The 19,995-nt window shown below is 69.3% G+C and carries 21 protein-coding genes; 13 read left to right on the top strand and 8 right to left on the bottom strand.

The genetic code is table 11. The features are described from left to right. Nucleotides 1-59 precede the first annotated feature (59 nt). The gene (manB, locus tag IG04_RS0111230) at nucleotides 60-1,127 is read left to right on the top strand and encodes a mannose-1-phosphate guanylyltransferase (RefSeq protein ID WP_030476530.1); all 1,068 of its coding nucleotides are present in this window, start codon (nucleotides 60-62) and stop codon (nucleotides 1,125-1,127) included. Further along, on the top strand, nucleotides 1,120-2,001 hold the full coding sequence (locus IG04_RS0111235) for a DNA-3-methyladenine glycosylase family protein (protein ID WP_030476531.1): 882 nt from the start codon (nucleotides 1,120-1,122) through the stop codon (nucleotides 1,999-2,001). Before manB ends, IG04_RS0111235 begins: the two co-directional genes overlap by 8 nt. Here the strand turns inward: IG04_RS0111235 and IG04_RS0111240 are convergent. From IG04_RS0111240 to IG04_RS0111255, 4 genes are read right to left on the bottom strand one after another with little or no spacing between them, the layout of a single operon-like run. After that, nucleotides 1,998-2,525 carry an NUDIX hydrolase gene (locus tag IG04_RS0111240; protein WP_030476532.1) on the bottom strand — a complete coding sequence of 176 codons (528 nt, stop codon included), beginning with the start codon at nucleotides 2,523-2,525 and terminating at the stop codon, nucleotides 1,998-2,000. The genes IG04_RS0111235 and IG04_RS0111240 overlap by 4 nt on opposite strands. Beyond that, complete coding sequence (locus tag IG04_RS0111245; protein WP_030476533.1) at nucleotides 2,522-3,844, bottom strand: coenzyme F420-0:L-glutamate ligase; 1,323 nt, start codon at nucleotides 3,842-3,844, stop codon at nucleotides 2,522-2,524. The genes IG04_RS0111240 and IG04_RS0111245 overlap by 4 nt, the downstream gene beginning before the upstream one ends. Next, on the bottom strand, nucleotides 3,837-4,790 hold the full coding sequence (gene cofD, locus IG04_RS0111250) for a 2-phospho-L-lactate transferase (RefSeq protein ID WP_030476534.1): 954 nt from the start codon (nucleotides 4,788-4,790) through the stop codon (nucleotides 3,837-3,839). The genes IG04_RS0111245 and cofD overlap by 8 nt, the downstream gene beginning before the upstream one ends. Before the next feature lie 33 nt (nucleotides 4,791-4,823). Then, nucleotides 4,824-5,579 carry a site-2 protease family protein gene (locus IG04_RS0111255; protein WP_030476535.1) on the bottom strand — a complete coding sequence of 252 codons (756 nt, stop codon included), beginning with the start codon at nucleotides 5,577-5,579 and terminating at the stop codon, nucleotides 4,824-4,826. Between the two features lie 245 nt (nucleotides 5,580-5,824). Between IG04_RS0111255 and IG04_RS47140 the strand changes: the two genes are divergently transcribed. After that, entirely contained in the window at nucleotides 5,825-6,130 is a 306-nt protein-coding gene (locus IG04_RS47140) for a WhiB family transcriptional regulator (protein WP_051769582.1), read from the top strand. 39 nt (nucleotides 6,131-6,169) lie between these two features. Further along, complete coding sequence (locus IG04_RS0111265) at nucleotides 6,170-9,340, top strand: glycosyltransferase family 2 protein (RefSeq protein ID WP_030476537.1); 3,171 nt, start codon at nucleotides 6,170-6,172, stop codon at nucleotides 9,338-9,340. A gap of 25 nt (nucleotides 9,341-9,365) precedes the next feature. Here IG04_RS0111265 and IG04_RS0111270 read toward each other — a convergent pair whose 3' ends face one another. Beyond that, a complete protein-coding gene (locus IG04_RS0111270; RefSeq protein ID WP_030476538.1) occupies nucleotides 9,366-9,809 on the bottom strand; it encodes a metallopeptidase family protein in 444 nt (147 codons plus the stop codon). 93 nt (nucleotides 9,810-9,902) lie between these two features. On the opposite strand from IG04_RS0111270, the gene IG04_RS0111275 reads away from it, so the two are divergent. From IG04_RS0111275 to IG04_RS0111310, 8 genes are all read left to right on the top strand, one after another. Continuing rightward, nucleotides 9,903-10,262: a DUF3499 domain-containing protein gene (locus IG04_RS0111275; protein ID WP_189154299.1), complete on the top strand. Its 360-nt coding sequence runs from the start codon at nucleotides 9,903-9,905 to the stop codon at nucleotides 10,260-10,262. Nucleotides 10,263-10,344: 82 nt separating this feature from the next. After that, nucleotides 10,345-11,697 (top strand): phosphomannomutase/phosphoglucomutase, encoded by a 1,353-nt coding sequence (locus IG04_RS0111280; protein WP_030476540.1) that lies wholly within the window; start codon nucleotides 10,345-10,347, stop codon nucleotides 11,695-11,697. A 10-nt stretch (nucleotides 11,698-11,707) separates the two neighbouring features. Further along, nucleotides 11,708-11,908: a Trm112 family protein gene (locus IG04_RS0111285; RefSeq protein ID WP_030476541.1), complete on the top strand. Its 201-nt coding sequence runs from the start codon at nucleotides 11,708-11,710 to the stop codon at nucleotides 11,906-11,908. Between the two features lie 5 nt (nucleotides 11,909-11,913). After that, nucleotides 11,914-12,978, top strand: coding sequence for a hypothetical protein (locus IG04_RS0111290; protein ID WP_030476542.1), 1,065 nt, complete (start codon nucleotides 11,914-11,916; stop codon nucleotides 12,976-12,978). A 19-nt stretch (nucleotides 12,979-12,997) separates the two neighbouring features. Next, a complete protein-coding gene (gene manA, locus IG04_RS0111295) occupies nucleotides 12,998-14,212 on the top strand; it encodes a mannose-6-phosphate isomerase, class I (RefSeq protein WP_030476543.1) in 1,215 nt (404 codons plus the stop codon). Between the two features lie 47 nt (nucleotides 14,213-14,259). After that, the gene (locus tag IG04_RS0111300) at nucleotides 14,260-15,183 is read left to right on the top strand and encodes a cation diffusion facilitator family transporter (protein WP_030476544.1); all 924 of its coding nucleotides are present in this window, start codon (nucleotides 14,260-14,262) and stop codon (nucleotides 15,181-15,183) included. A gap of 293 nt (nucleotides 15,184-15,476) precedes the next feature. Then, on the top strand, nucleotides 15,477-17,012 hold the full coding sequence (locus tag IG04_RS0111305; protein WP_030476545.1) for an amino acid permease: 1,536 nt from the start codon (nucleotides 15,477-15,479) through the stop codon (nucleotides 17,010-17,012). Nucleotides 17,013-17,037: 25 nt separating this feature from the next. Continuing rightward, entirely contained in the window at nucleotides 17,038-17,493 is a 456-nt protein-coding gene (locus tag IG04_RS0111310) for a MarR family winged helix-turn-helix transcriptional regulator (RefSeq protein ID WP_036014378.1), read from the top strand. Here IG04_RS0111310 and IG04_RS0111315 read toward each other — a convergent pair. Continuing rightward, nucleotides 17,490-17,636 carry a hypothetical protein gene (locus tag IG04_RS0111315; protein WP_157512903.1) on the bottom strand — a complete coding sequence of 49 codons (147 nt, stop codon included), beginning with the start codon at nucleotides 17,634-17,636 and terminating at the stop codon, nucleotides 17,490-17,492. The genes IG04_RS0111310 and IG04_RS0111315 overlap by 4 nt on opposite strands. Before the next feature lie 394 nt (nucleotides 17,637-18,030). Between IG04_RS0111315 and IG04_RS0111320 the strand changes: the two genes are divergently transcribed. After that, nucleotides 18,031-19,266 carry a glutamate mutase L gene (locus tag IG04_RS0111320; protein ID WP_036014380.1) on the top strand — a complete coding sequence of 412 codons (1,236 nt, stop codon included), beginning with the start codon at nucleotides 18,031-18,033 and terminating at the stop codon, nucleotides 19,264-19,266. On the opposite strand, the gene IG04_RS0111325 is transcribed toward IG04_RS0111320, so the two are convergent. Continuing rightward, nucleotides 19,263-19,481, bottom strand: a complete 219-nt coding sequence (locus IG04_RS0111325) for a helix-turn-helix domain-containing protein (protein WP_030476549.1) — start codon at nucleotides 19,479-19,481, stop codon at nucleotides 19,263-19,265. The two genes, IG04_RS0111320 and IG04_RS0111325, sit on opposite strands and share 4 nt — an antisense overlap. Beyond that, on the bottom strand, nucleotides 19,481-19,960 hold the full coding sequence (locus IG04_RS0111330) for a DUF2975 domain-containing protein (protein ID WP_030476550.1): 480 nt from the start codon (nucleotides 19,958-19,960) through the stop codon (nucleotides 19,481-19,483). The genes IG04_RS0111325 and IG04_RS0111330 overlap by 1 nt, the downstream gene beginning before the upstream one ends. Nucleotides 19,961-19,995 lie beyond the last annotated feature (35 nt).

The following is a 19,995-nucleotide window of genomic DNA, read 5'->3' on the forward strand; positions in this document are numbered from 1 at the left end:
TCTGCTTCGTGTCAGAGTATTCCGTCGAACGGCTCGCTGTAACGCGGAGGAGGAAAAAGGTGCACGGCGTCGAAGCTGTGGTGCTGGTCGGGGGCAAGGGCACTCGTCTTCGCCCGCTGACCCTGTCCGCTCCCAAGCCCATGCTCCCTACTGCGGGGGTGCCATTTCTGACGCACCTGCTGTCGCGGATCAAGGAGGCCGGCATCACCCACGTGGTGCTGGGTACCAGTTACAAGGCCGAGGTGTTCGAGGAGTACTTCGGGGACGGATCGAGGCTCGGACTTGAGCTCGAGTACGTGGTGGAAGAGGTGCCGCTGGACACGGCGGGGGCGATTCGCAACGTGGCGGACAAGCTGCGTGAGCCCGACGTGATGGTCTTCAACGGCGACATCCTGTCGGGCGTCGACCTGACGGGGATCGTGGACACGCACCGCAAGCACGAGGCGGACGTGACGCTGCACCTGGTGAAGGTGCAGGACCCCAGGGCGTTCGGGTGTGTGCCGACGGACGACGAGGGGCGCGTCCAGGCGTTCCTGGAGAAGACCGAGAACCCGCCGACAGACCAGATCAACGCCGGTTGTTACGTGTTCCGGCGTGAGGTGATCGACGCGATTCCCGCCGGGCGGCCGGTGTCGGTGGAGCGCGAGACGTTCCCCGGGCTGCTCGAGGCAGGGAAGAGGTTGCAGGGGCACGTGGACGCCACGTACTGGCTGGACCTCGGCAAGCCCGAGGCGTTCGTGCAGGGGTCTGCGGACCTCGTGCGCGGCGTTGCGCCGTCGGCGGCGGTTGCACAGCCAGGTGACTACTTGGTGCTCGAAGGCTCTGCGGTGCATGCGGGCGCAACGCTCAAGGGCGGCAGCACGGTCGGTGCGAACTGCACGGTCGCGGACGGCGCTGTGCTCGATGGCGCGATTCTGTTCGACGGTGCCGTTGTCGGTGAAGGCGCGGTGGTCGAGCGTTCGATCGTGGGTGCCGGTGCTCTCGTGCAGGCCGGTGCGGTCCTCAAGGACGCCGTGGTCGGCGACTCCGCGGTGATCGGTGCGCGGTGTGAGTTGATCGGGGGAGCGCGGGTGTGGCCGGGCGTCGTGTTGCCCGAGGCCGGCGTGCGCTTCTCGACGGATGCCTAGCAAAGCCTGGACTCCACCGTTCCCGGTCGACCTGGGAGCGGTGCTCGGCAGGTTGCGCCGCGGGCCAGGCGACCCGTCCTTCAGCGCGGAGGGCGGCGTCTGGTTCGCGGCGAACACGCCGTGCGGGCCCGGCACGCTGCACATCACCAGAGCGAGCGGTGAGGTGCTGGCGGAAGCGTGGGGTGAGGGCGGGCCGTGGCTGCTCGACGGCCTGCCCGCGCTGCTCGGCGCGGACGACACGGTGGACGAGTTCGTCGCCCACCACCCGGTCATCGCCGAGTCGCGCAGGCAACGGCCAGGGCTGCGGCTCGGCGCCACCGGACGTGTCTGGGACCTGCTGTTCGCCTCGATCCTGGAGCAGAAGGTCACCGGCGTGGAGGCCTTCCGCACGTGGCGCGAGCTGGGCCGCAGGTTCGGTGAGAGCGCTCCCGGACCGAAGGCGCTGAAGGTTCCGCCGACGCCGCAACGGTTGCTGGGCCTGCAGGACTGGGAGTGGCACCAGTGCGGGCTCGACGGTGCCCGGCGCCGGACGTTGATCAACGTCGCCCAGGTCGCGCACCGGCTGGAGAAGGCCGCCGAGACGCGCAGCCGTGAACTCCTCGAAAAGGTGCCCGGCGTCGGCGTCTGGACGTCGGCCGAGGTGGCGCAACGGGCCTGGGGCGACCCGGACGCCGTGAGCGTCGGCGACTACCACGTCGCCAAGAACGTCACGTGGGCCTTGACCGGCACGCCGGGCGACGACGACGGCATGATGGAGTTGCTGGAGCCCTACAAGCCGCAACGCCACCGCGCGGTCATGTACCTGGAGGCGGCGGGCCTGCGGCGGCCGCGGCGGGCACCGCGGTTCTCGCCGCGCGACTACCGCAGGTTCTAGCGCAGGCGCGCGAGAGCGCTCTCGATCAGCGGGTGCAGGTCGTCCACGTTGTCCGGCAACGAGTCCAGCGGCCACCACTGCAGGTCGACGGACTCGGCGGAGCGCACCGGCTGTGCCCCGACGGGTGCGCGCACCAGGAACCGCACGTCGAAGTGCCGCGTCGGCTTGCCGAGCGAGCACGTGATCGGGTGCACGTCGAGGTGGATCGGCGTCGGCTCGATCCGCAGCCCGCGCATGCCGGACTCCTCGGTCGCCTCGCGCAGAGCCGCCGCGGCCAGGGACACGTCCTCGGGCTCGCAGTGGCCGCCCAACTGCAGCCACCGGCCCACGCGCGGGTGCAGCGTCAGCAACGCGTGCTCCGCCGTGGCGTCCAGGACCAACGCTGAGGCCGTGAGGTGCCCCGGCTCGCAGGATCGCCGGCAAGCGTCCTCGCGGGCCGCCAGGAAGCCCAGGTAGGCCTCGCGCAGGGCGTCCTGTCCCGAGAACCGGCTCAGCGTCGAGACGGCGTCGGCGTGCAGCGTCACAGTTCGATCAGCCCTTCCAGAGGTTCGCGCGGCGTCAGCGGCTCGGTCGGGTGCCCGACCGCGACGGCGCCCAGCGGTTCCCAGTCGGCGGGAACGCCCAGCACCGCACGCACGACGTCCGCGCAGAAGATCGTCGACGACACCCAGCACGAGCCGAGCCCCTCGGCGGCCAGTGCCACCAGCAGGCCCTGCACGGCGGCGCCACCGGCGACCGTGAACATCGTCTTCTCGGCGTCCGCGCGGCGGGCGTCGGGGTAGGAGTGCGCGCCGTCGCGCACGAGGAACGGCACGACGATTTCCGGTGCCTCCACGAGCAGGTCGCCCCGGCGCACCCGGCGCGCGATCTGCTCGTCGGTGAACCCGTCGGCGCGCAGGTCGGTCTCCCACTGCTCGCGCATGGCCTTCAGCAGTTCCGCGCGCTTCTCCCGCACCAGCACGAAGCGCAGCGGCTTCGTGTGGTGCGGTGCGGGCGCGGTCAGTGCCGCACCGACGGCCCGCCGCAGCACAGCCGGATCGACGGGCTCGTCCGAGTAGAACCGCACGGACCTGCGCATCAGCACGGCCTGCGCACGGCCCGCAGCCAGCGCCTCCTCCGTGCCGAGACTGAAGAGGTCCTCCTCGACCGGCCGGTTCAGGTCGCGGGCCGTGGAACCGTCGTCCACCACGTCGAAACCGCGCAGCACCGCCACCGGCACCGCGCCGAGCTTGCCCTTCACCAGGTCGGCGGCCGCGGCGATCTCGTCGGCGATCGCGACCATCGTCACCGCGAGCTGGTTGCCGTGCTCGTCCACCGAACCCGCGTAGTCGTGCAGCACGCGGATGCCGGCGGCGCCGATCGCGGCGTCGGTCTGGCCCATCCGCCACGCGCGGCCCATCGTGTCGGTGATCACCACGGCGACCTCGACGCCCAGCGACTTCTTCAGCGCGGAGCGGAGGGTCGCCGCGGAGCCGTCCGGGTCCACGGGGAGCAGCGCGATCTCGTCGCCCGCCACGTTCGAGGCGTCGACGCCGGACGCTGCCTGCACGATGCCGAGCTTGTTCTCGGTGATCAGCGTGCGCATCTTGCGGGCGAGCACCCGCACGGACTCCGCGTCGACGTGTTCGCGCCGGATCCGGTCCCGCTCCTCGGGATCGGCCGGCACGCGGACGAGCCGTCCCTCTACTTTGGACAGAATCTTGGACGTGACGACCAGCACATCACCGTCGCGCAGCCAGGGCGCGGCCTTCGTGATCGCGCCGGCCAGGTCGTCGCCGGGGCGAAATTCCGGCAGGCCCGCGACCGGCAGCAGCTCCAGCGCCGCCGCGGCGTGATCAGTCAACGTCGACTCCGGCCAGTTCCAGCGCGTCGCGGGCCATCTGCGCCGTGGCGTCCACATCGGACATCAGCAGCGGAACCGCGCGGACCGCGACACCCGGCACGTCCGCGCGGTCGCCGGTGTGCACCAGCCACGCGTCGAGGATGCCGTCCTCGGAGCACTTGCGGGAGCCGTAGAGCCGCCCGACCGCCTCGGCGGAGGTCTCCACGCCGATCGCGTCCAGGCAGGCGTCGGCCATGCCACGCAACGGTTTCCCGCCGATGATCGGCGACAGGCCCACGACCCCGGCGTCGGTTTTGCGCAACGCGTCGCGCACACCCGGCACGTTGAGGATCGTGCCGATGCTCACCACGGGGTTGGACGGGGCCAGGATCACCGCGTCGGCCTCGGCGATGGCGTCCAGCACACCGGGTCCGGCGGTGGCGGTCTCGGCGCCGACGAACGCGAACGACTGCGCGGGCAGACCGGCCCGGTGCTTGACCCACCACTCCTGGAAGTGGATGGCCTTCGTCTCGTCGTCGAGCTCGACGACGACGTGCGTCTCGACCCGGTCGTCCGACATCGGCAGGAGCCTCACGCCCGGCTTCCACCGGTCGCACAGGGCCTCCGTCACGGCCGACAGCGGATAGCCGGCCCGCAACATGCGGGTGCGAACGAGGTGCGTCGCGATGTCCCGGTCACCCAGGCCGAACCACGACGGCTCGGCGCCGTACGCCGCGAGTTCCTCCTTGACGGTCCACGACTCGTCCTCACGGCCCCAGCCGCGTTCGACGTCGATGCCACCGCCCAGCGTGTACATGCAGGTGTCGAGGTCGGGCGTGATGCGCAGCCCGTGCATCCACACGTCGTCGCCGGTGTTCACCACCGCCGTGACGTCCGCTCCAAGAGCTTTGAGTCCCTGTAGGAACCTCGCGCCGCCGACCCCGCCGACGAGTGCTACGACCTTCACGCCCGCCCATGCTTCCACAGCTCGGTGAGTGGCCTACAGGGAGCGCCAGAACGAGAACGTCGCGGAGCCGAGGTACGCCGCGAACGAGTCGCCGCCGAGAAGCTCGAACAGCCAGGTCGACACGTCGAAGAACAGTCGGCTGACCTCGGAGAAGCCGATCAGGACGGCGAACAGGACCAGCGGCGCCCACGGCCGGGCCTTCGCGCCGAACCGCTGCGCCTCGTAGGAGAGGAACGGTTCCAAAGCACCCCAGCCGTCCAGACCGGGAACCGGCAGGATGTTCAGCACGAACGCGAACACCTGCAACAAAGCAAGGTACGAAATCGCGGCGGCGAGGGCGGCGGGCGGCGAGAAGATCGTGACGACCAGCGCGAGCAGGACACCGATCACGAGGTTCGAGAACGGTCCCGCGAGTGAGACCAACGAGTCGATCTTCTTCGACCGGAGCGCGTGGTGGTTGATCCACACCGCGCCACCCGGAAGGGGGATTCCGCCCATGACCAGCAGCACCAGCGGCAGCACGATGCTGAGCACCGGGTCGGTGTAACGACGGATGTCGAGGGTCAGATAACCCTTGTCACGTACGGAAAAATCGCCGCCCTTGTACGCGACGGCGGCATGCCCGAACTCGTGCAGGCACAGCGTCACCGCCCACCCGGCGAGTACGAAGAGGATGGTGCCCGAGATGATGGCGACGTCACCTTCGAGCAGGGTGAGCGCGGCTCCGGCGACGGTCGCCGCGAGCAGGCCGAGGAACAGTGGGCTGGGGCGAACCGCTGATCGCTTCACCCCTCCAGTGTGGCGTGTCGCCTGGCGTGGTGGGCCGTTCGGGGACCCGTTGCGATACCTGAATCACTGTCTGTGCAGTGAGTCAAGGTTTTTGCGGCCATCTGCGGGAATATCCCCCGACGTGTGGACTCCGCTTGACCGCCCGCTGTGACGCAGGTGTAATCACATCGGTGTCATTCGTCGTTGTGGGAACGGCGTCTGGCGTCCGCCAACCGGGGAGAGCGGAAGGCGAGGAGGCGGACGAAATGCAGGAATTCGAAGAGCTCGAAGAAGATCACGTCACGCAGCCGGTCGTACAGGGCGAGCTGTCGTACCTGTTCGACCCTGCCGACGAGCAGGACTGGCAGGAGCGCGCGCTCTGCGCCCAGACGGATCCCGAGGCGTTCTTCCCCGAAAAGGGTGGTTCGACGCGGGAGGCCAAGCGCATCTGCCTGGGCTGCGAGGTTCGTTCGGAGTGTCTGGAGTACGCACTCCAGCACGACGAACGCTTCGGCATCTGGGGTGGTCTCTCGGAGAGAGAGCGCCGCAAGCTGAAGAAGCGAGTCGTCTAGACGGTCAGAAGCGTGATCTTTCTGCCTTAACTTGAGGACGTGACAAGTCCTCATCCGAGGCTCCGGACAGCGCCGGTGCTGTGCGTCCTGGTCTGCCACGACGGCGACCAGTGGCTCAGCACGGCGCTGTCTGCCTTGCGGCGCCAGCGAGTTCGTCCCCGGCACGTGATCGCGGTCGACACCGGATCGACGGACCGGACGGCAAAAGTCCTGGCGGAGGCGGGAGATCTGCTGGACGGAGTGCTGACCGCGCCGCGTGGCACGGGCTACGGCACCGCCTTGCGTATTGCGGTCGACCACGCCGTCGAACGGTGGGGTGACCCTGGCAAGTGGCTGTGGCTGCTGCACGACGACAGCGCGCCCGAACCGGACTGCCTGGCGGCTCTGCTGACCGCGACCGAGGTGTCGCCGTCGGCCGCTGTGCTCGGTCCGTTGTGCCTCGATTGGGTGGATTCTCGTCTGGTCGTCGAGGCGGGTCTGTCGACGGATTCTTCAGGACATCGACAGACTGGTCTGTCATCCGCCGAACATTCAGCATCGTTTCAGCAGAGCACCGAGGTTCTCGCCGTATCGTCCGCGGGATCGTTGATCAAACGTGAGGTGTGGCACGCTCTCGGCGGTTACGACGAAGCGATGCCGCTCCTGCGCGACGATGTCGACTTCGGCTGGCGCGCTAATCGCGCGGGTCATTTGGTCCTATGCGTACCTGTCGCACGCATGCGACATGCACGCGCCGCGACTAAAGGCTCACGCCGTTTGGACGCGACGATGGCACGGCCGGGTCCGTCATTTCGTGGCGTCGACCGCGCGCACGGCATGCGCACTTTCTTGGTTAATTGTTCAACTACCTCGTTTCTCGTCGGAGTTCCGCGGCTGCTGTTCCTGTCGCTGCTGCGCGCACTGGGCTTCCTGTTGCTACGGCGTTTCGCGGACGCACACGCCGAAGTCGGCGCGGCCCGCTACCTCCTGACGCGTGGCCGTTTGCTGCAGGGGCGGCGCGCCCGTCGCGGCTCCGCCGTCGTGCGTGGCCTCTTCACCAGCAGACTCACCCGGCTGCGCAACGCGGTGCGCGCCGGCGCCGCCTTCCTGATCCGCCGCCGGGTCGAGGCCGACGCCGCGCTGGGTCGTTTGCCCGCAACCGATTCCGGCTCGGCGTGGCTCGAACCGTCCGAAGTGGACTCCCGGCTCGTCGGCCCGTCCGCCCTGCCGGCCGGTGCGTCGCGCGGTCGTCCGCGTGTAGCCGGTCTGCGCCGCCCGCCCGTCGTCGTTCCCGTCGACGCCGCACTGCCCGGTGCGCTGCGTCCTTCGCCGCGGCGCCGCCCGTCGCCCGGCCCGCGTGCCGCGTCCGGCATGGTCTTCGTCGAGGTCGACCAGTCCAGGGTGCTGCGCTCCCTGCTGCTGGCGCCCCCGGTCCTGTTGCTGCTGTCGCTCTCGGCCGTCGCGGTGATCGCGAACTGGTCCCGGCTCGGGCTCGACCTCGCCGGTGGCCGGCTGCTCCCGGTCGGGTCGGTGGGGTCGGTCTGGTCGACCTACCTGTCCTCCTGGCACCCGGTCTTCGGTGGCACCGCGGCGCCCGCCCCCGCGGCGTTGGCCGTGTTGGGCCTGATTCCCGGCGGACCGTCGTTCGCCGTCGCTTTGTTGTTGCTCGGCGATATCCCCCTCGCCGCGTTGTCCGCCTACATCGCGTCACGCGGCTTGCGCGTACGCCGTTCCGTGCGCGCGGTGGTGGCTGCCTTCTACGGCCTGCTGCCGGTCGCCACGACCGCCGTGGCCGAAGGTCGTCTGGACGTCGTCGTCGTGCACATCGTCACGCCCGTGGTCTTCGCGGGCGTGTACGCGGTCTTGCGCGCGTCGTCCACGCACGCCTGGTTGCCCATGGCGTCCGGCACCGCCATCGGTGTCGCGGTCCTCGGAGCCTTCTCACCGCTGACGCATGTAGTCGTGATCATCGGCTCGTTGGGTGGCTTCATCGCGGTGACCGGTGGTGCGCGCCGGATCGCGGCTCTGTTCGTGATCGTGCTTCTGCCTATGGGGCTGCTTGTGCCGTGGCCCGCCGTCTTGCTGCAGCACCCGGAGATGGTTCTCAACGGCCTTGGTGCCGCGTTCGAGTCGCCACCGCCGAACCTGATCGTGTGCTCGGTCTTCGTCGCTGCCGCGTTCGCCGCCGCCGTCCTGCGGCCGAACGCCTCGATGTTGCCGGGACTGACGGTGGTCGTGCTGGCCATCGGGGCGCTGGCGGCGGTGGCCGCGGTGGGGGCCTGGCCCGGGGCGCCGTTGGTGATCTTGGCCTGGGGACTCGTCTGCGTGGTGCTGGCCGGGTGTCAGCGCGGGGTGCCGCCGGGTGTGGCCGGGCAGGCTCGGGTGCGGCGGGCCGTGTACGTCGTCGGGGTGGTGACGCTGGTCAGCCTGGGGGTGGCCGGGTTCCTGGACCTGCGTTCCGGGCCGTTGAAGTCCGGTGGCGGGCTTGCGTTGAACGCGTCGCTGACCGCCGAGCTGGAACGGACCGGGCGCTCTGTGCTGATCCTCGGGGCGCCGGCTCGTCAGGTCGCCGGTCGGATGCCTGCGTTCGGGGATGACGACCTCGTGCCCACTGTGTCGTCGCCTGCCCGGTTGCGGCGGTGGAACTCATCGTTGCTCGACGGGGCGCCGCCGGCGGTGAAGGTGGCGCTGGGACAGGCCGCTTCGTCCGGGGTCACATTCGTGGTGCTGCCGTCCGAGGAGGCATCCGCTCGGGTTCGGTCGGCCGCCGGGGAGCTGGTGTCCGAGGCGCCACGTGCTTTGGACGGGCGGCCTGTGTTGCGGATGCGGCTGGTCGCGGACACCGGGGTTCTGCTGGCGCCTGACCTTGCCCGTCGTGCCCGGACCGGTGGTGAGCCGCCGGCCGAGCTCGGCCTGGACGGGGTGGCGCCGGTGAACGTGTCGCTGCCTGATGTGGCTGTCCGGGTGTCGCCTGGCGGGGAGGGGCGGGTGTTGGTGCTGGCCGCCGAGGACGAGCCTGGGTGGCAGGTTTCCGTGGACGGGGCTCAGGTGCCTGTTGTTCGGGCCTGGGGGCACCTGGTCGGGGTGCCGTTGCCGTCCGGCGGGGCCGAGGTCCGGGTTTCCATGGCCAGTACGTTGCGCGACTTCTTGTTGCTCGGTCAGGCTGCGGCGGCGTTGTTCACGTTGCTGACCGCGGTGCCTACCCGGCGGCGGGGCGCGCCGGTCCCGTAGCTGGTCGGCTGATGTGAGAGAGGGCTCAGCCCTCGTCCACCACGTCCGGGTCCAGGCCCAGGTAGTTCGCGATCTGTTCCACCAGGACGTCGTGCACCAGGTCGGACAGGTCGGCGCCGTCCTTCGCGCGCGCTTCCAGCGGGCGGCGGTAGAGAACGATCCGGGCACGGTTGTCCGAGCCTGCGGGCAGCAGGCGGGCCAGGGGGACGTTGCCGTCCTCCACCACGCCGTCCTCGCCCTCCACCTGGACGTCCGGCACGTCGTCGACGGCCACGTCGAGCTGGGTGAGTTCGGTGCGCCAGCGAGCCTCGATGGGCTCCAGGGCCTCGATGACCAGGGCGTCGAAGCGTTCGGCGCGGGAACGGGCCGCCGGGAGCGTGGCCGGGTAGAGAGGGCCGCGCAGACCTCGCCCGTGCCGATCGCGGTTGCGTCGGCGCGGCGAATCCTGCCGCTGAGAACCCCGTGCCATCACCACAACCAAGCAGCCTAGTTGCTACCCCTGACGACTAAACACAGCGTGCCTCACACACAGCCTCCCGTGGACGCGCTATCGTCCCCGATCGTGCGGAGCGTGAGACGGTGCTCGCGAACCGGGTGTGCTAACCCGGCTGTCGCCACGCTCACCTACGCCTATGCGGACTCCACCGCGGTCGTCGGGCCGCTTGCCACGTACTCCGAACCGCACAGCTACGACCTGTGCGAGGAGCACGCCTTGCGGCTCACTGCGCCGCGGGGGTGGGAGGTCGTGAGGCATCAGGGTGAGTTCGCGGCGCCCGAGCCGACGGTGGACGACCTGACGGCCCTGGCAGAGGCCGTGCGGGAGGCTGGGCGGGCTGATGTGAGCCCGAAGCTGCCCGACGTGCCCGCGGGCTCTCATCGGCGTGGCCACCTGCGGGTACTGCCCGATCCGCACGAGGACTGACCGACCACACGCACCACTAATCCTCTCGCCGGTAGGCTGCCCAGGCAGTGGCCGTCAAGAGCGAGTTTCGGGAGTGTGCGGCGTGCGTGACCTGTCCGGCATCGTCAAGGCGTACGACATCCGCGGGGTGGTCGGCGAACAGCTGGACGCCGGCCTGGTCCGGGATTTCGGCGCCGCCTTCGCGCGCCTGGTCGGTGGACCGACCATCGTGATCGGTCACGACATGCGTGACTCCTCGCCGGGGCTGTCCCGTGCGTTCGCCGAGGGTGCTCAGGCGCAGGGCGTCAACGTGATCAGCATCGGCCTGGCCAGCACGGACATGCTGTACTTCGCGTCCGGCCGGCTCGACCTGCCCGGCGCCATGTTCACCGCGAGTCACAACCCGGCGCAGTACAACGGCATCAAGCTGTGCCGCGCGGGTGCCTCGCCGGTCGGCCAGGACACCGGTCTCGCGCAGATCCGCCAGGACGCCGAGAACCAGGTCCCGGACGCCGAGGGCGTCGAGCCGGGCACGTTCGAGGAGCGCAACATGCTCGTCGACTACGCGGCGTACCTCAACGCCCTGGTCGACCTGAAGAACATCCGCCCGCTCAAGATCGTCGTGGACGCGGGCAACGGCATGGGCGGCTACACGGTGCCGCAGGTCTTCGAGGGCCTGCCCATCGAGGTGATCCCCATGTACTTCGAGCTGGACGGCAGCTTCCCGAACCACGAGGCGAACCCGCTCGACCCAAAGAACATCGTCGACCTGCAAGCCCGCACCAAGGCCGAGGGTGCCGACGCCGGTGTCGCGTTCGACGGCGACGCCGACCGCTGCTTCGTCGTGGACGAGAACGGCGACCCGGTCAGCCCGTCCGCGATCACCGCGCTGGTGGCCGTGCGCGAGCTCGCGAAGGACCCCGGCGGCACGATCATCCACAACCTGATCACCTCGCACGCCGTGCCGGAGATCGTCGCCGAGCACGGTGGCAAGCCCGTGCGCACGCGCGTCGGCCACTCGTTCATCAAGGAGGAGATGGCCAGGACCGGCGCCATCTTCGGTGGCGAGCACTCCGCGCACTACTACTTCCGCGACTTCTGGAAGGCCGACACCGGCATGCTGGCCGCGCTGCACGTGCTGGCCGCGCTGGGTGAGCAGGACGGTCCTCTGTCGACGCTGACCGCGATCTACAACCGCTACGCCGCCTCCGGTGAGATCAACTCGACGGTCGACGACCAGGCCGGTCGGATCGCCGCCATCAAGGACGCGTACGGCTCCAAGGACGGCGTCACGATCGACGAGCTGGACGGTCTCACCGTGCAGTTGGCGGACGGGTCGTGGTTCAACCTGCGGGCTTCGAACACCGAGCCGCTGCTGCGCCTGAACGTCGAAGCCGCCACTCCCGAGGCCGTCGCCGCGCTCAGCGACGAGGTCCTCGCGATCGTGCGGGCCTGAGGAGAACATCATGGCCGTCAAGATCGAAGAGCAGTTGCTGGAGATCCTCGCGTGCCCGTGCCCCGAGCACGCGCCGTTGCAGGTCGGTACGCCGTCCGACCCGGAGGCGGACTTCCTCACGTGCACCGCGTGCGGTCGTTCGTTCCCGGTGCGCGACGGCATCCCGGTGCTGCTGCTGGACGAGGCGGTCGAGCCGCCGCCGGCTGGGTGACGTAGGTGCTCGACGACACGCTGCTCGACGACCAGAGCCGCCTCGCCGATGCCGACACGGGCGGCTGGCTGCGCGCCGCCGCACGGGCGGGGGCACAGGTCCGTTCCACCGCCGAGGCCGCGGCCGAGGCGGGGGTGGAGCGGATCTTCTCCGAACGCCCGCGCGCGGTCGTGCTCATCACCCGGCCCGGCCACTCGGTCGCCGTCGCCCACGTCGTCATGGCGTTGCTCGGCCCCGGCTGCTCGGTGCCGGTCGTGGTGTCCGACGAGGTGCCGCCGTGGGTGGGCGCTCTCGACGTGGTGCTCGCACACACCGAGGACCCTGGCGACCGGGTGCTCGCCGAGTCGATCGACAGGGCCGTCCGCAGGGGCGCCCGCACACTGCTGACGGCGCCGGACTCCGGTCCGATCGCCGCGGCCGCAGCCGGCCGGGCCGTGCTGCTGCCGCCCCGCATCGACGTACCACCGGGCTTCAGCTTCCCGCGCGCGTTCGCCGCGTGGCTGCTGGTGCTGCACTCACTCGGCCTGCTCAAGGCCGACGTCCAACTGATCGCGGACGAACTCGACCGGGAGGCCGAGCGCGACCACCCGATGCACGAGTCGTTCGTGAACCCGGCGAAGTCGCTCGCGTTGCGCGTCGCCGACCGCACGCCGCTGCTGTGGGGCCTCGACGAGGTCGCCACGTCGGTCGGCGTGCACGGCGCCGGCGTGCTGGGGGCGTTCGCCGGTGTGGCGTGCGACGTCTCCGGGTACTCGCAGGCGCTGACCCGCCCGGTGCTTCACCGCCGGGCGGTGCAGGGAACGTCGGGCGCGGACCTCTTCGCCGACCCGGACGACGAGCCGGGCAGCGGACTCGTGCGCGTGTTGTTGGTGGCCGTGCGCCAGGGCCCCATGGCCGATGCCGTGCGGCAAGTCGCCGAGGACGCCCTGCCGGGCGCCGACGTGCTGGAGCCCGCCGTCGAGGTGGCGGGAGGCGACGCGGTCAGTGCCGCGCTGCTCGCACTCCGCTTCGAACTGGCCGCGCTGTACCTCGGGCTCGCCACCGGGACTCTCGGCGGCAACCCGTACTGATTTGGGAGCTGACTTAGAAGTGGACCTGCTGCACAACGCGGTAAGGCCGTACGCGTGGGGTTCACGCACGGCCATCGCCGAGCTGCTCGGGAAGGAGGTGCCCGCACCCCATCCCGAAGCCGAACTGTGGATGGGCGCCCACCCCGGCGACCCGTCCCGCGTTCGCGGCGCGGACGGGATCGAGCGCTCGCTGCTCGACCTGCTGTCGGCGGACCCCGACGGCCAACTCGGCCCGCACGTGGCCGAGAGGTGGGGCAGCAGACTCCCGTTCCTGCTCAAGGTGCTCGCCGCCGACGAGGCGCTGAGCCTGCAGGCGCACCCGTCCGCCGCACAGGCGGCGGAGGGCTTCGCAGCTGAGGAGCGCCGAGGCGTTCCGCTCGACGCCGCGGTCCGCAACTACAAGGACCCGGCCGCCAAGCCGGAACTGGTCTGCGCCCTGACGGAGTTCCACGCCCTGGCCGGGTTCCGCGAGCCGTCGCGGACCGTCTCGTTGCTGCGCACGCTGGACGCGCCCGCGCTCTCGCCGTACACCGAGATGCTGGTCGCGCAGCCGGACTCGGCGGGTCTGCGCGCGCTGTTCACGATGCTGATCACGCTGCCGCAGACGTCGCTGTCGTCGCTGCTCCCGCAGGTGCTGGACGCGTGCGTGCTGCACGTGAAGGAGCACGGCGAGTTCGACCTGGAGTGCCGCACGATCCTCGAACTGGGCGAGTCCTATCCCGGCGACGCGGGCGTCCTCGCGGCCCTGCTGCTGAACCGGATCGTGCTGCAGGCGGGCGAGGCCATTTACCTGCCCGCCGGCAACCTGCACGCGTACCTGCGGGGAACGGGCATCGAAATCCTGGCGAACTCGGACAACATCCTGCGCTGCGGCCTCACGCCGAAGCACGTCGACGTGCCCGAGCTGCTGCGAGTGCTCGACTTCACGTGCGGTGACATGGACGTGCTGCTGGGCGAAGAGGTCCAGCCCGGCGTCCGCGTGTACCGCACGTCCGCGCCGGAGTTCGAACTGTCCAGGTTGGACCTGGCCGGCGAGACCCGGATCAACCACGAGGGCCCGCAGATCATGATCTGCACCGAAGGCGTCGTGGTACTCACCAACGTCCGTGGCGAGCAGTTGCGGCTGGCGCGTGGCGAGTCCGTGTGGCTCCCCGCGTCGGACCCGGCGGTGCTCGTGCGACCGGATGGTGTTGAATCCGCTGAACTTTTCCGCGCCACGGCCGGAACAGACTAAGGTTCACGACCGGACAAACCGGACTGGTTCTCAGCAAGGAGACAGGCGTGTCAGCAGGGGGCGGAACCAAGGCCATCGTCGCGGCCTTGGTCGCGAATGCCGGAATCGCGGTGGCCAAGTTCATCGGATTCCTGATCACCGGCTCGTCGTCGATGCTCGCCGAGTCGGTGCACTCGGTCGCCGACACGTCGAACCAGGGCCTGTTGCTGCTCGGCCAGAAGACGGCCCAGCGCAAGGCGACCAGGCTGCACCCGTTCGGCTTCGGCCGCGACCGCTACTTCTGGTCGTTCGTGGTGGCACTGATGCTGTTCACCCTCGGCTCGGTGTTCGCGCTGTACGAGGGCATCCACAAGCTGCAGCACCCCGAGGAACTCTCCAGCCCGCTCGTCGCGGTCGGCATCCTCGTCGTCGCGATCGGCCTGGAGTGCTACAGCTTCTACACCGCGATCGTCGAGTCGAAGAAGATCAAGGGCGACGCCACCTGGTGGCAGTTCATCCGCAACTCCCGCACGCCGGAACTGCCGGTGGTGCTGCTGGAGGACGCGGGCGCGCTGATCGGCCTGGTGCTGGCACTGATCGGTGTCAGCCTCGCGACGATCACCGGCAACCCGATCTTCGACGCGCTCGGCACGGTCGCCATCGGCGTGCTGCTGGGCATCATCGCGGTGATCCTGATCATCGAGATGAAGTCGCTGCTCATCGGTGAGGGCGCGTCCGACAAGGACCTCGACGTGATCATCGACGAGCTGGCCGCCGGCAAGGTGCAGCGGGTCATCCACATCAAGACCCAGTACATCGGTCCGGACGAGATGCTCGTGGCGGCGAAGATCGCGCTGGAGCCCCGGTTGTCGCTGGACGAGGTGGCTCAGGCGATCAACGATGCGGAGCAGCGGGTTCGGGCCAAGGTGCCGCATGCTCGGTTGATCTACCTGGAGCCTGATTTGGACCGGTCCGCGGTTCCCAGCTCCTGATTTCGGGATTGTCGAAGCCGCTCTGGGTGAATGCCTGGGGCGGCTTCGTCGTGTTCGGGGGTGGGTTGGGGGCGCGCGGGTCGGCTTGCGTGGGCGTGTCGCGTTCCAGCGGGGTGGTCACCTGCCGTGCGAGTGGTCACCTTGCGAGGGTGGCAGGGCCCGGCCTTCCCCCAGGGCGGCTCCGTCGGGTCGAGACAGAACGCAGGACAACCTGCGGACAAGAGCTATAGGCATCTCACCTGGCGGTTACCTCTAGGGTGGTCCGAATCGGATCCATCAAGGAGGTATGCACCGTGCCGGGGAACGGGTTGTGGCGCACGAAGTCGATCGAGCAGTCGATCGCGGACACGGACGAGCCGGGCACCAAGCTCCGCAAGGATCTGACGGCGTGGGACCTCACGGTCTTCGGTGTCGCGGTGGTCATCGGTGCCGGCATCTTCACACTCACCGCGAGCGCCGCGGGCAACATCGCGGGGCCGTCGGTCTCGCTGTCGTTCGTGCTGGCGGCGATCGCCTGTGCGCTGGCCGCGTTGTGTTACGCCGAGTTCGCCTCGACGGTGCCGGTCGCGGGTAGTGCGTACACCTTCTCCTACGCGACGTTCGGCGAGTTCGCCGCGTGGATCATCGGGTGGGACCTGGTGCTGGAGTTCGCGGTCGGTTCGGCCGCGGTCGCCAAGGGGTGGTCTGCCTACCTGCAGACGACGTTGGGGCTCATGGGTTTCGACGTGAAGACCGAGGTGGGCGACGGCATCAAGTTCGACTGGGGCGCGGTGCTCCTGGTCGCGGTGCTCACGGTGCTGCTGGTCGTCGGCACGAAGCTGAGTTCGCGGGTCAGTGCGGTCATCACGGCCATCAAGGTCGCGGTGGTGCTGCTCGTGATCGTGCTCGGCATCACCTACATCAAGGCCGAGAACTACTCGCCGTTCATCCCGCCGGCCGCCGAAAGTGGTCCTGCCGTGCACGCGGGTGTCGAGCAGTCGCTGTTCTCGCTGATCACCGGCTACTCGGGCAGCACGTACGGCGTGCTCGGCATGCTCGCGGCGGCGAGCATCGTGTTCTTCGCGTTCATCGGGTTCGACGTCGTGGCGACCACGGCGGAGGAGACGAAGAACCCGCAGAAGGCCGTGCCGCGCGGCATCCTCGGCTCGCTGGCCATCGTCACGGTGTTGTACGTCGCCGTCACGCTGGTGATCACCGGCATGGTGCCGTACGAGCGGCTCAGGACGCAGCCTGACGGCACGCGCGCAACGCTCGCGACCGCGTTCGCGGACAACGGTGTCGACTGGGCGGCGACGGTGATCTCGGTCGGTGCGTTGGCTGGTCTGACCACCGTCGTCATGGTGCTGATGCTCGGCCAGAGTCGTGTGCTGTTCGCGATGTCGCGGGACGGACTGCTGCCGCGCAAGCTCGCCAGGACCGGCAGCCACGGCACGCCGACGCGCATCACGATCATCATCGGTGTGCTCGTCGCGGTCGCCGCCGGCTTCTTCCCGGCGGGCAAGCTCGAAGAGATGGTGAACGTCGGCACGCTGTTCGCGTTCATCCTCGTCTCCGCGGGTGTGCTGGTGCTGCGCAAGACGAGGCCCGACCTGCCGCGCGGTTTCCGCGTGCCGCTTGTGCCGCTGGTGCCGATCCTCGCGATCCTCGCCTGCCTGTGGCTGATGCTGAACCTGACCGCGCTCACGTGGATCCGGTTCCTCATCTGGATGGCGCTCGGTGTCGTCGTCTACTTCGTCTACAGCCGGCGCAACTCGGTGCTGGGCAGGACAGGCCAGGGCAAGGTCGAGCCCGAACCAGTGATCAAGCACGGCGAAGAACCCGGTATCTAGCTCGTCACCAACTAACCTGCGCACCATGGAAAACGCACGGTGGCTCTCCGAGGAGGAGGGCAGCGCCTGGCACCACTTCGTCCAGGCGTACCACCTCCTCGAGAGGCAGATCGAACAGCAGTTGCAGCGCGACGCGGGCCTTTCGCACGCGCAGTACAACGTGCTGGTCGTGCTGTCCGAACGGCCGGGCAACCGCATGCGCATGACCGAACTGGCGCGCAGGGTCGTGGTGTCGAAGAGTTCGCTGACCTACCAGATCGGCAAGCTGGAGAAGACGGGACTCGTGCGGCGCGAACCGCACGAGTCCGACGAACGCGGCATCCTCGCCGTGCTCACCGACGAGGGCAAAGCCCTGCTGCAAGCCGCCGCGCCCGGCCACGTCACCACGGTCCGCGAGTACCTGATCGACCTCTTCACGCCGGACCAGCTCGCGCAGCTCGGGTCGTTCATGCAGACCGTGCACGAGAAAGCGGACGACTAGAGCGTCAGCAGGCCGCGTTCCGCCAGGAAGTCAGCCACGTCGTCACGTCCGTGCCGCGTCACGTCGAACTCGAAGACTGGCAGGATCGACTTCGCCGCGAGCGCGCGGAGTTGGTGCTGTTCCTCGATGAACGGCTCCAGCAAGTCGGTGTTTGCGCGAACGACGTTCGCGCAAACCACCAAGAGGACAGGTCCCGTTCCGCAGACCAGTCGCGTGCCCTAGAGGATCACCTTGGGCTTGACTACTCCCGCCCTTGAAGGAGCGGGATTCCCGTCCGTCCTTGGGGCCGGACGCCCCTGGCGGGGCGCGCCTCGCGGCGCAGGGTTCCTGTTTCATCGGCAACTGCGCCAGGCAGAGCCTGGTCGCCTTACGTCGCCTCCGCAGGCATTCACCCCGATGCGGGGCAGGCTCCCGGTCGACCACCGGTACCCGTAGTGCATGTTGTTCCAACCAGTGTGGCTGGTGGTGGCGCGGTTTCCGCGCCGCTGGCGATCCTAGCAGGAGCCGTTGCTGAGCTTCACAGTGCTAGCTTGCCTCGTGATCCTCTGTCTCGACGTCGGTTCCACCTGGACCAAGGCCGCTCTCGTCACACCCGAGGGCGAACTGGTCAGGACCGGGCAGCACCCGACCACGCCGCCGGAAGTGCTGCGGGGCATCGACGCGCTGCGCTCCGAAGTCGGTGACGGCGACATCCTCGCGTGCTCGTCGGCAGGCGGTGGCCTCAGGCTTGCCGTCGTCGGCCAGGAACGGGTGGTGAGCGCCGAGGCCGGCTACCGGGTCGCGCTCAGCGCGGGCGCCAAGATCGTGCACGTCAGCGCGGGCCCGGTCGACGTGAGGGCGTTGCGCGCGTCGGCCCCGGACCTGATCCTGCTGGTCGGCGGCACGGACGGTGGCGACCGGTCGGTCCTGTTGCACAACGCCGCGAGGCTCGCCCGCGTGGCCGTGCCGATCGTGCTGGCGGGCAACATCGAGGCGCAGCCGGAAGCGTTGGAACTGCTGGCCAAGCGCACCGTGGTGGCCTGTCCGAACGTACTGCCGGACGTCGGTCAGCTCGCCCCGGAACCCGCACGCAAGGCGATTCGAGAGGCGTTCCTGCAGCACGTGATCGGCGGCAAGGGGCTTTCGAGAGGCCCGAGGTTCCGTCAGCTCGTGCGGGCCGTGACGCCGGATGCCGTGCTGGCAGGCGTTTCCCGGCTCGCGGCACAGGACCGTGAAGGTGCCGTGCTGGTGGTCGACGTCGGTGGCGCGACCACGGACGTGTACTCGGCGGTGTCCACAGCGGACAGTGAAGGTCTGGAGAGGACGGTCGCGCTGCCGCCGGACCGGCGCACCGTCGAGGGTGATCTGGGCATGCGCTGGTCCGCGCCGGGTGTGGTCAAGGAAGCGCTGACCGAACGCCTGACGACCGAGGACCTGGCCGCAGAGGCCCAGAAACGGGCCGAGAACGTCGGCTGGCTGCCGGACGATCCGGCCGTCGACGTGAAGCTGGCGTCGTTCGCGGCGATCCTGGCCGTGCGCAGGCATCTCAGGCAGGTCGACGGGCAGCTCGGACCGCACGGCGCGGGCCTGCTGGTGTTGTCGGGCGGAGTTTTCCGGCACACGCCCGACATCGGGCCGATCGTAGAGGCGCTGCGGGCCGACCCGGTGCTGCGGCCGGTGCTCAAGACCGCCGAGATCACCGTCGACCGCGACTACGTGCTGGCGCCGGTGGGCCTGCTCGCCGAGTCGGGGCGGCTGGAAGCCGCCGACCGACTGGCGAAACGGCTGGGTTAGGCGGACTCCTCGTCGTCCACGAACTCGAGGAGGTCGCCCGGCTGGCACTCCAGCACCCGGCACATGGCCTCCAGGGTGCTGAACCGCACGGCTTTCGCGCGCCCGTTCTTCAGCACCGCGACGTTGGCGGGTGTCAGCCCGACCTTCTCCGCGAACTCGCCGACGCTCATCTTGCGCTTGGCCAGCTCGACGTCGATGCGCACGACGATGGCCATCAGATCACCGATTCCATGTCAGCCCGCAGTTCCGTGGCGCGCTTGAGCAGCGCCCGCATCACCACGAGCACGAGCCCGACCACCGAGACCGCCGATGTGAACAGGAAGAACAACACGATCACACCGGGGTCATCGGCGTTGACACCGACCCAGATGAACACGCCCACGAGCACGGCCCACGCCGCGGCGATCGCCCACACCATCACGTTGACCCACTTGATCGCGCCTTCGGTGAAGATCAGATCCTTGCGCACCAACGTGAGCAGTTTCCAGGTGGCCACGATCACGACCTGCACGCACACGACCCAGAAGACCGACACGATCGTCGAGGGCCACCTCAGATGGGCCTGGTCCGGGTTCTGCTCTGCCATGTGGGCGTAGGAGCCGGGGATCGACAACGTCTCCAGCACGACGAGGATCCCGAACAGCGCCACCAGGAACACCCGGAGCGCCGTCACCGCCCAACGTTCAGCAATCATGCATCGAGTATCGGTAGTCATCTATCGAAAGTCAA

Origin of the sequence: Lentzea albidocapillata (assembly GCF_000719115.1) — a bacterium.
GTDB classification, from domain to species: Bacteria; Actinomycetota; Actinomycetes; order Mycobacteriales; family Pseudonocardiaceae; genus Lentzea; species Lentzea albidocapillata.

Bases quoted from the DNA above. Each gene is read 5' to 3' on its own strand.
- IG04_RS0111235 (WP_030476531.1), top strand. From the start codon at position 1,120: ATGCCTAGCAAAGCCTGGACTCCACCGTTCCCGGTCGACCTGGGAGCG.
- IG04_RS47140 (WP_051769582.1), top strand. From the start codon at position 5,825: ATGCAGGAATTCGAAGAGCTCGAAGAAGATCACGTCACGCAGCCGGTC.
- IG04_RS0111270 (WP_030476538.1), bottom strand. From the start codon at position 9,809: ATGGCACGGGGTTCTCAGCGGCAGGATTCGCCGCGCCGACGCAACCGC.
- IG04_RS0111285 (WP_030476541.1), top strand. From the start codon at position 11,708: ATGGCCGTCAAGATCGAAGAGCAGTTGCTGGAGATCCTCGCGTGCCCG.
- IG04_RS0111310 (WP_036014378.1), top strand. From the start codon at position 17,038: ATGGAAAACGCACGGTGGCTCTCCGAGGAGGAGGGCAGCGCCTGGCAC.
- IG04_RS0111325 (WP_030476549.1), bottom strand. From the start codon at position 19,481: ATGGCCATCGTCGTGCGCATCGACGTCGAGCTGGCCAAGCGCAAGATG.
- IG04_RS0111330 (WP_030476550.1), bottom strand. From the start codon at position 19,960: ATGATTGCTGAACGTTGGGCGGTGACGGCGCTCCGGGTGTTCCTGGTG.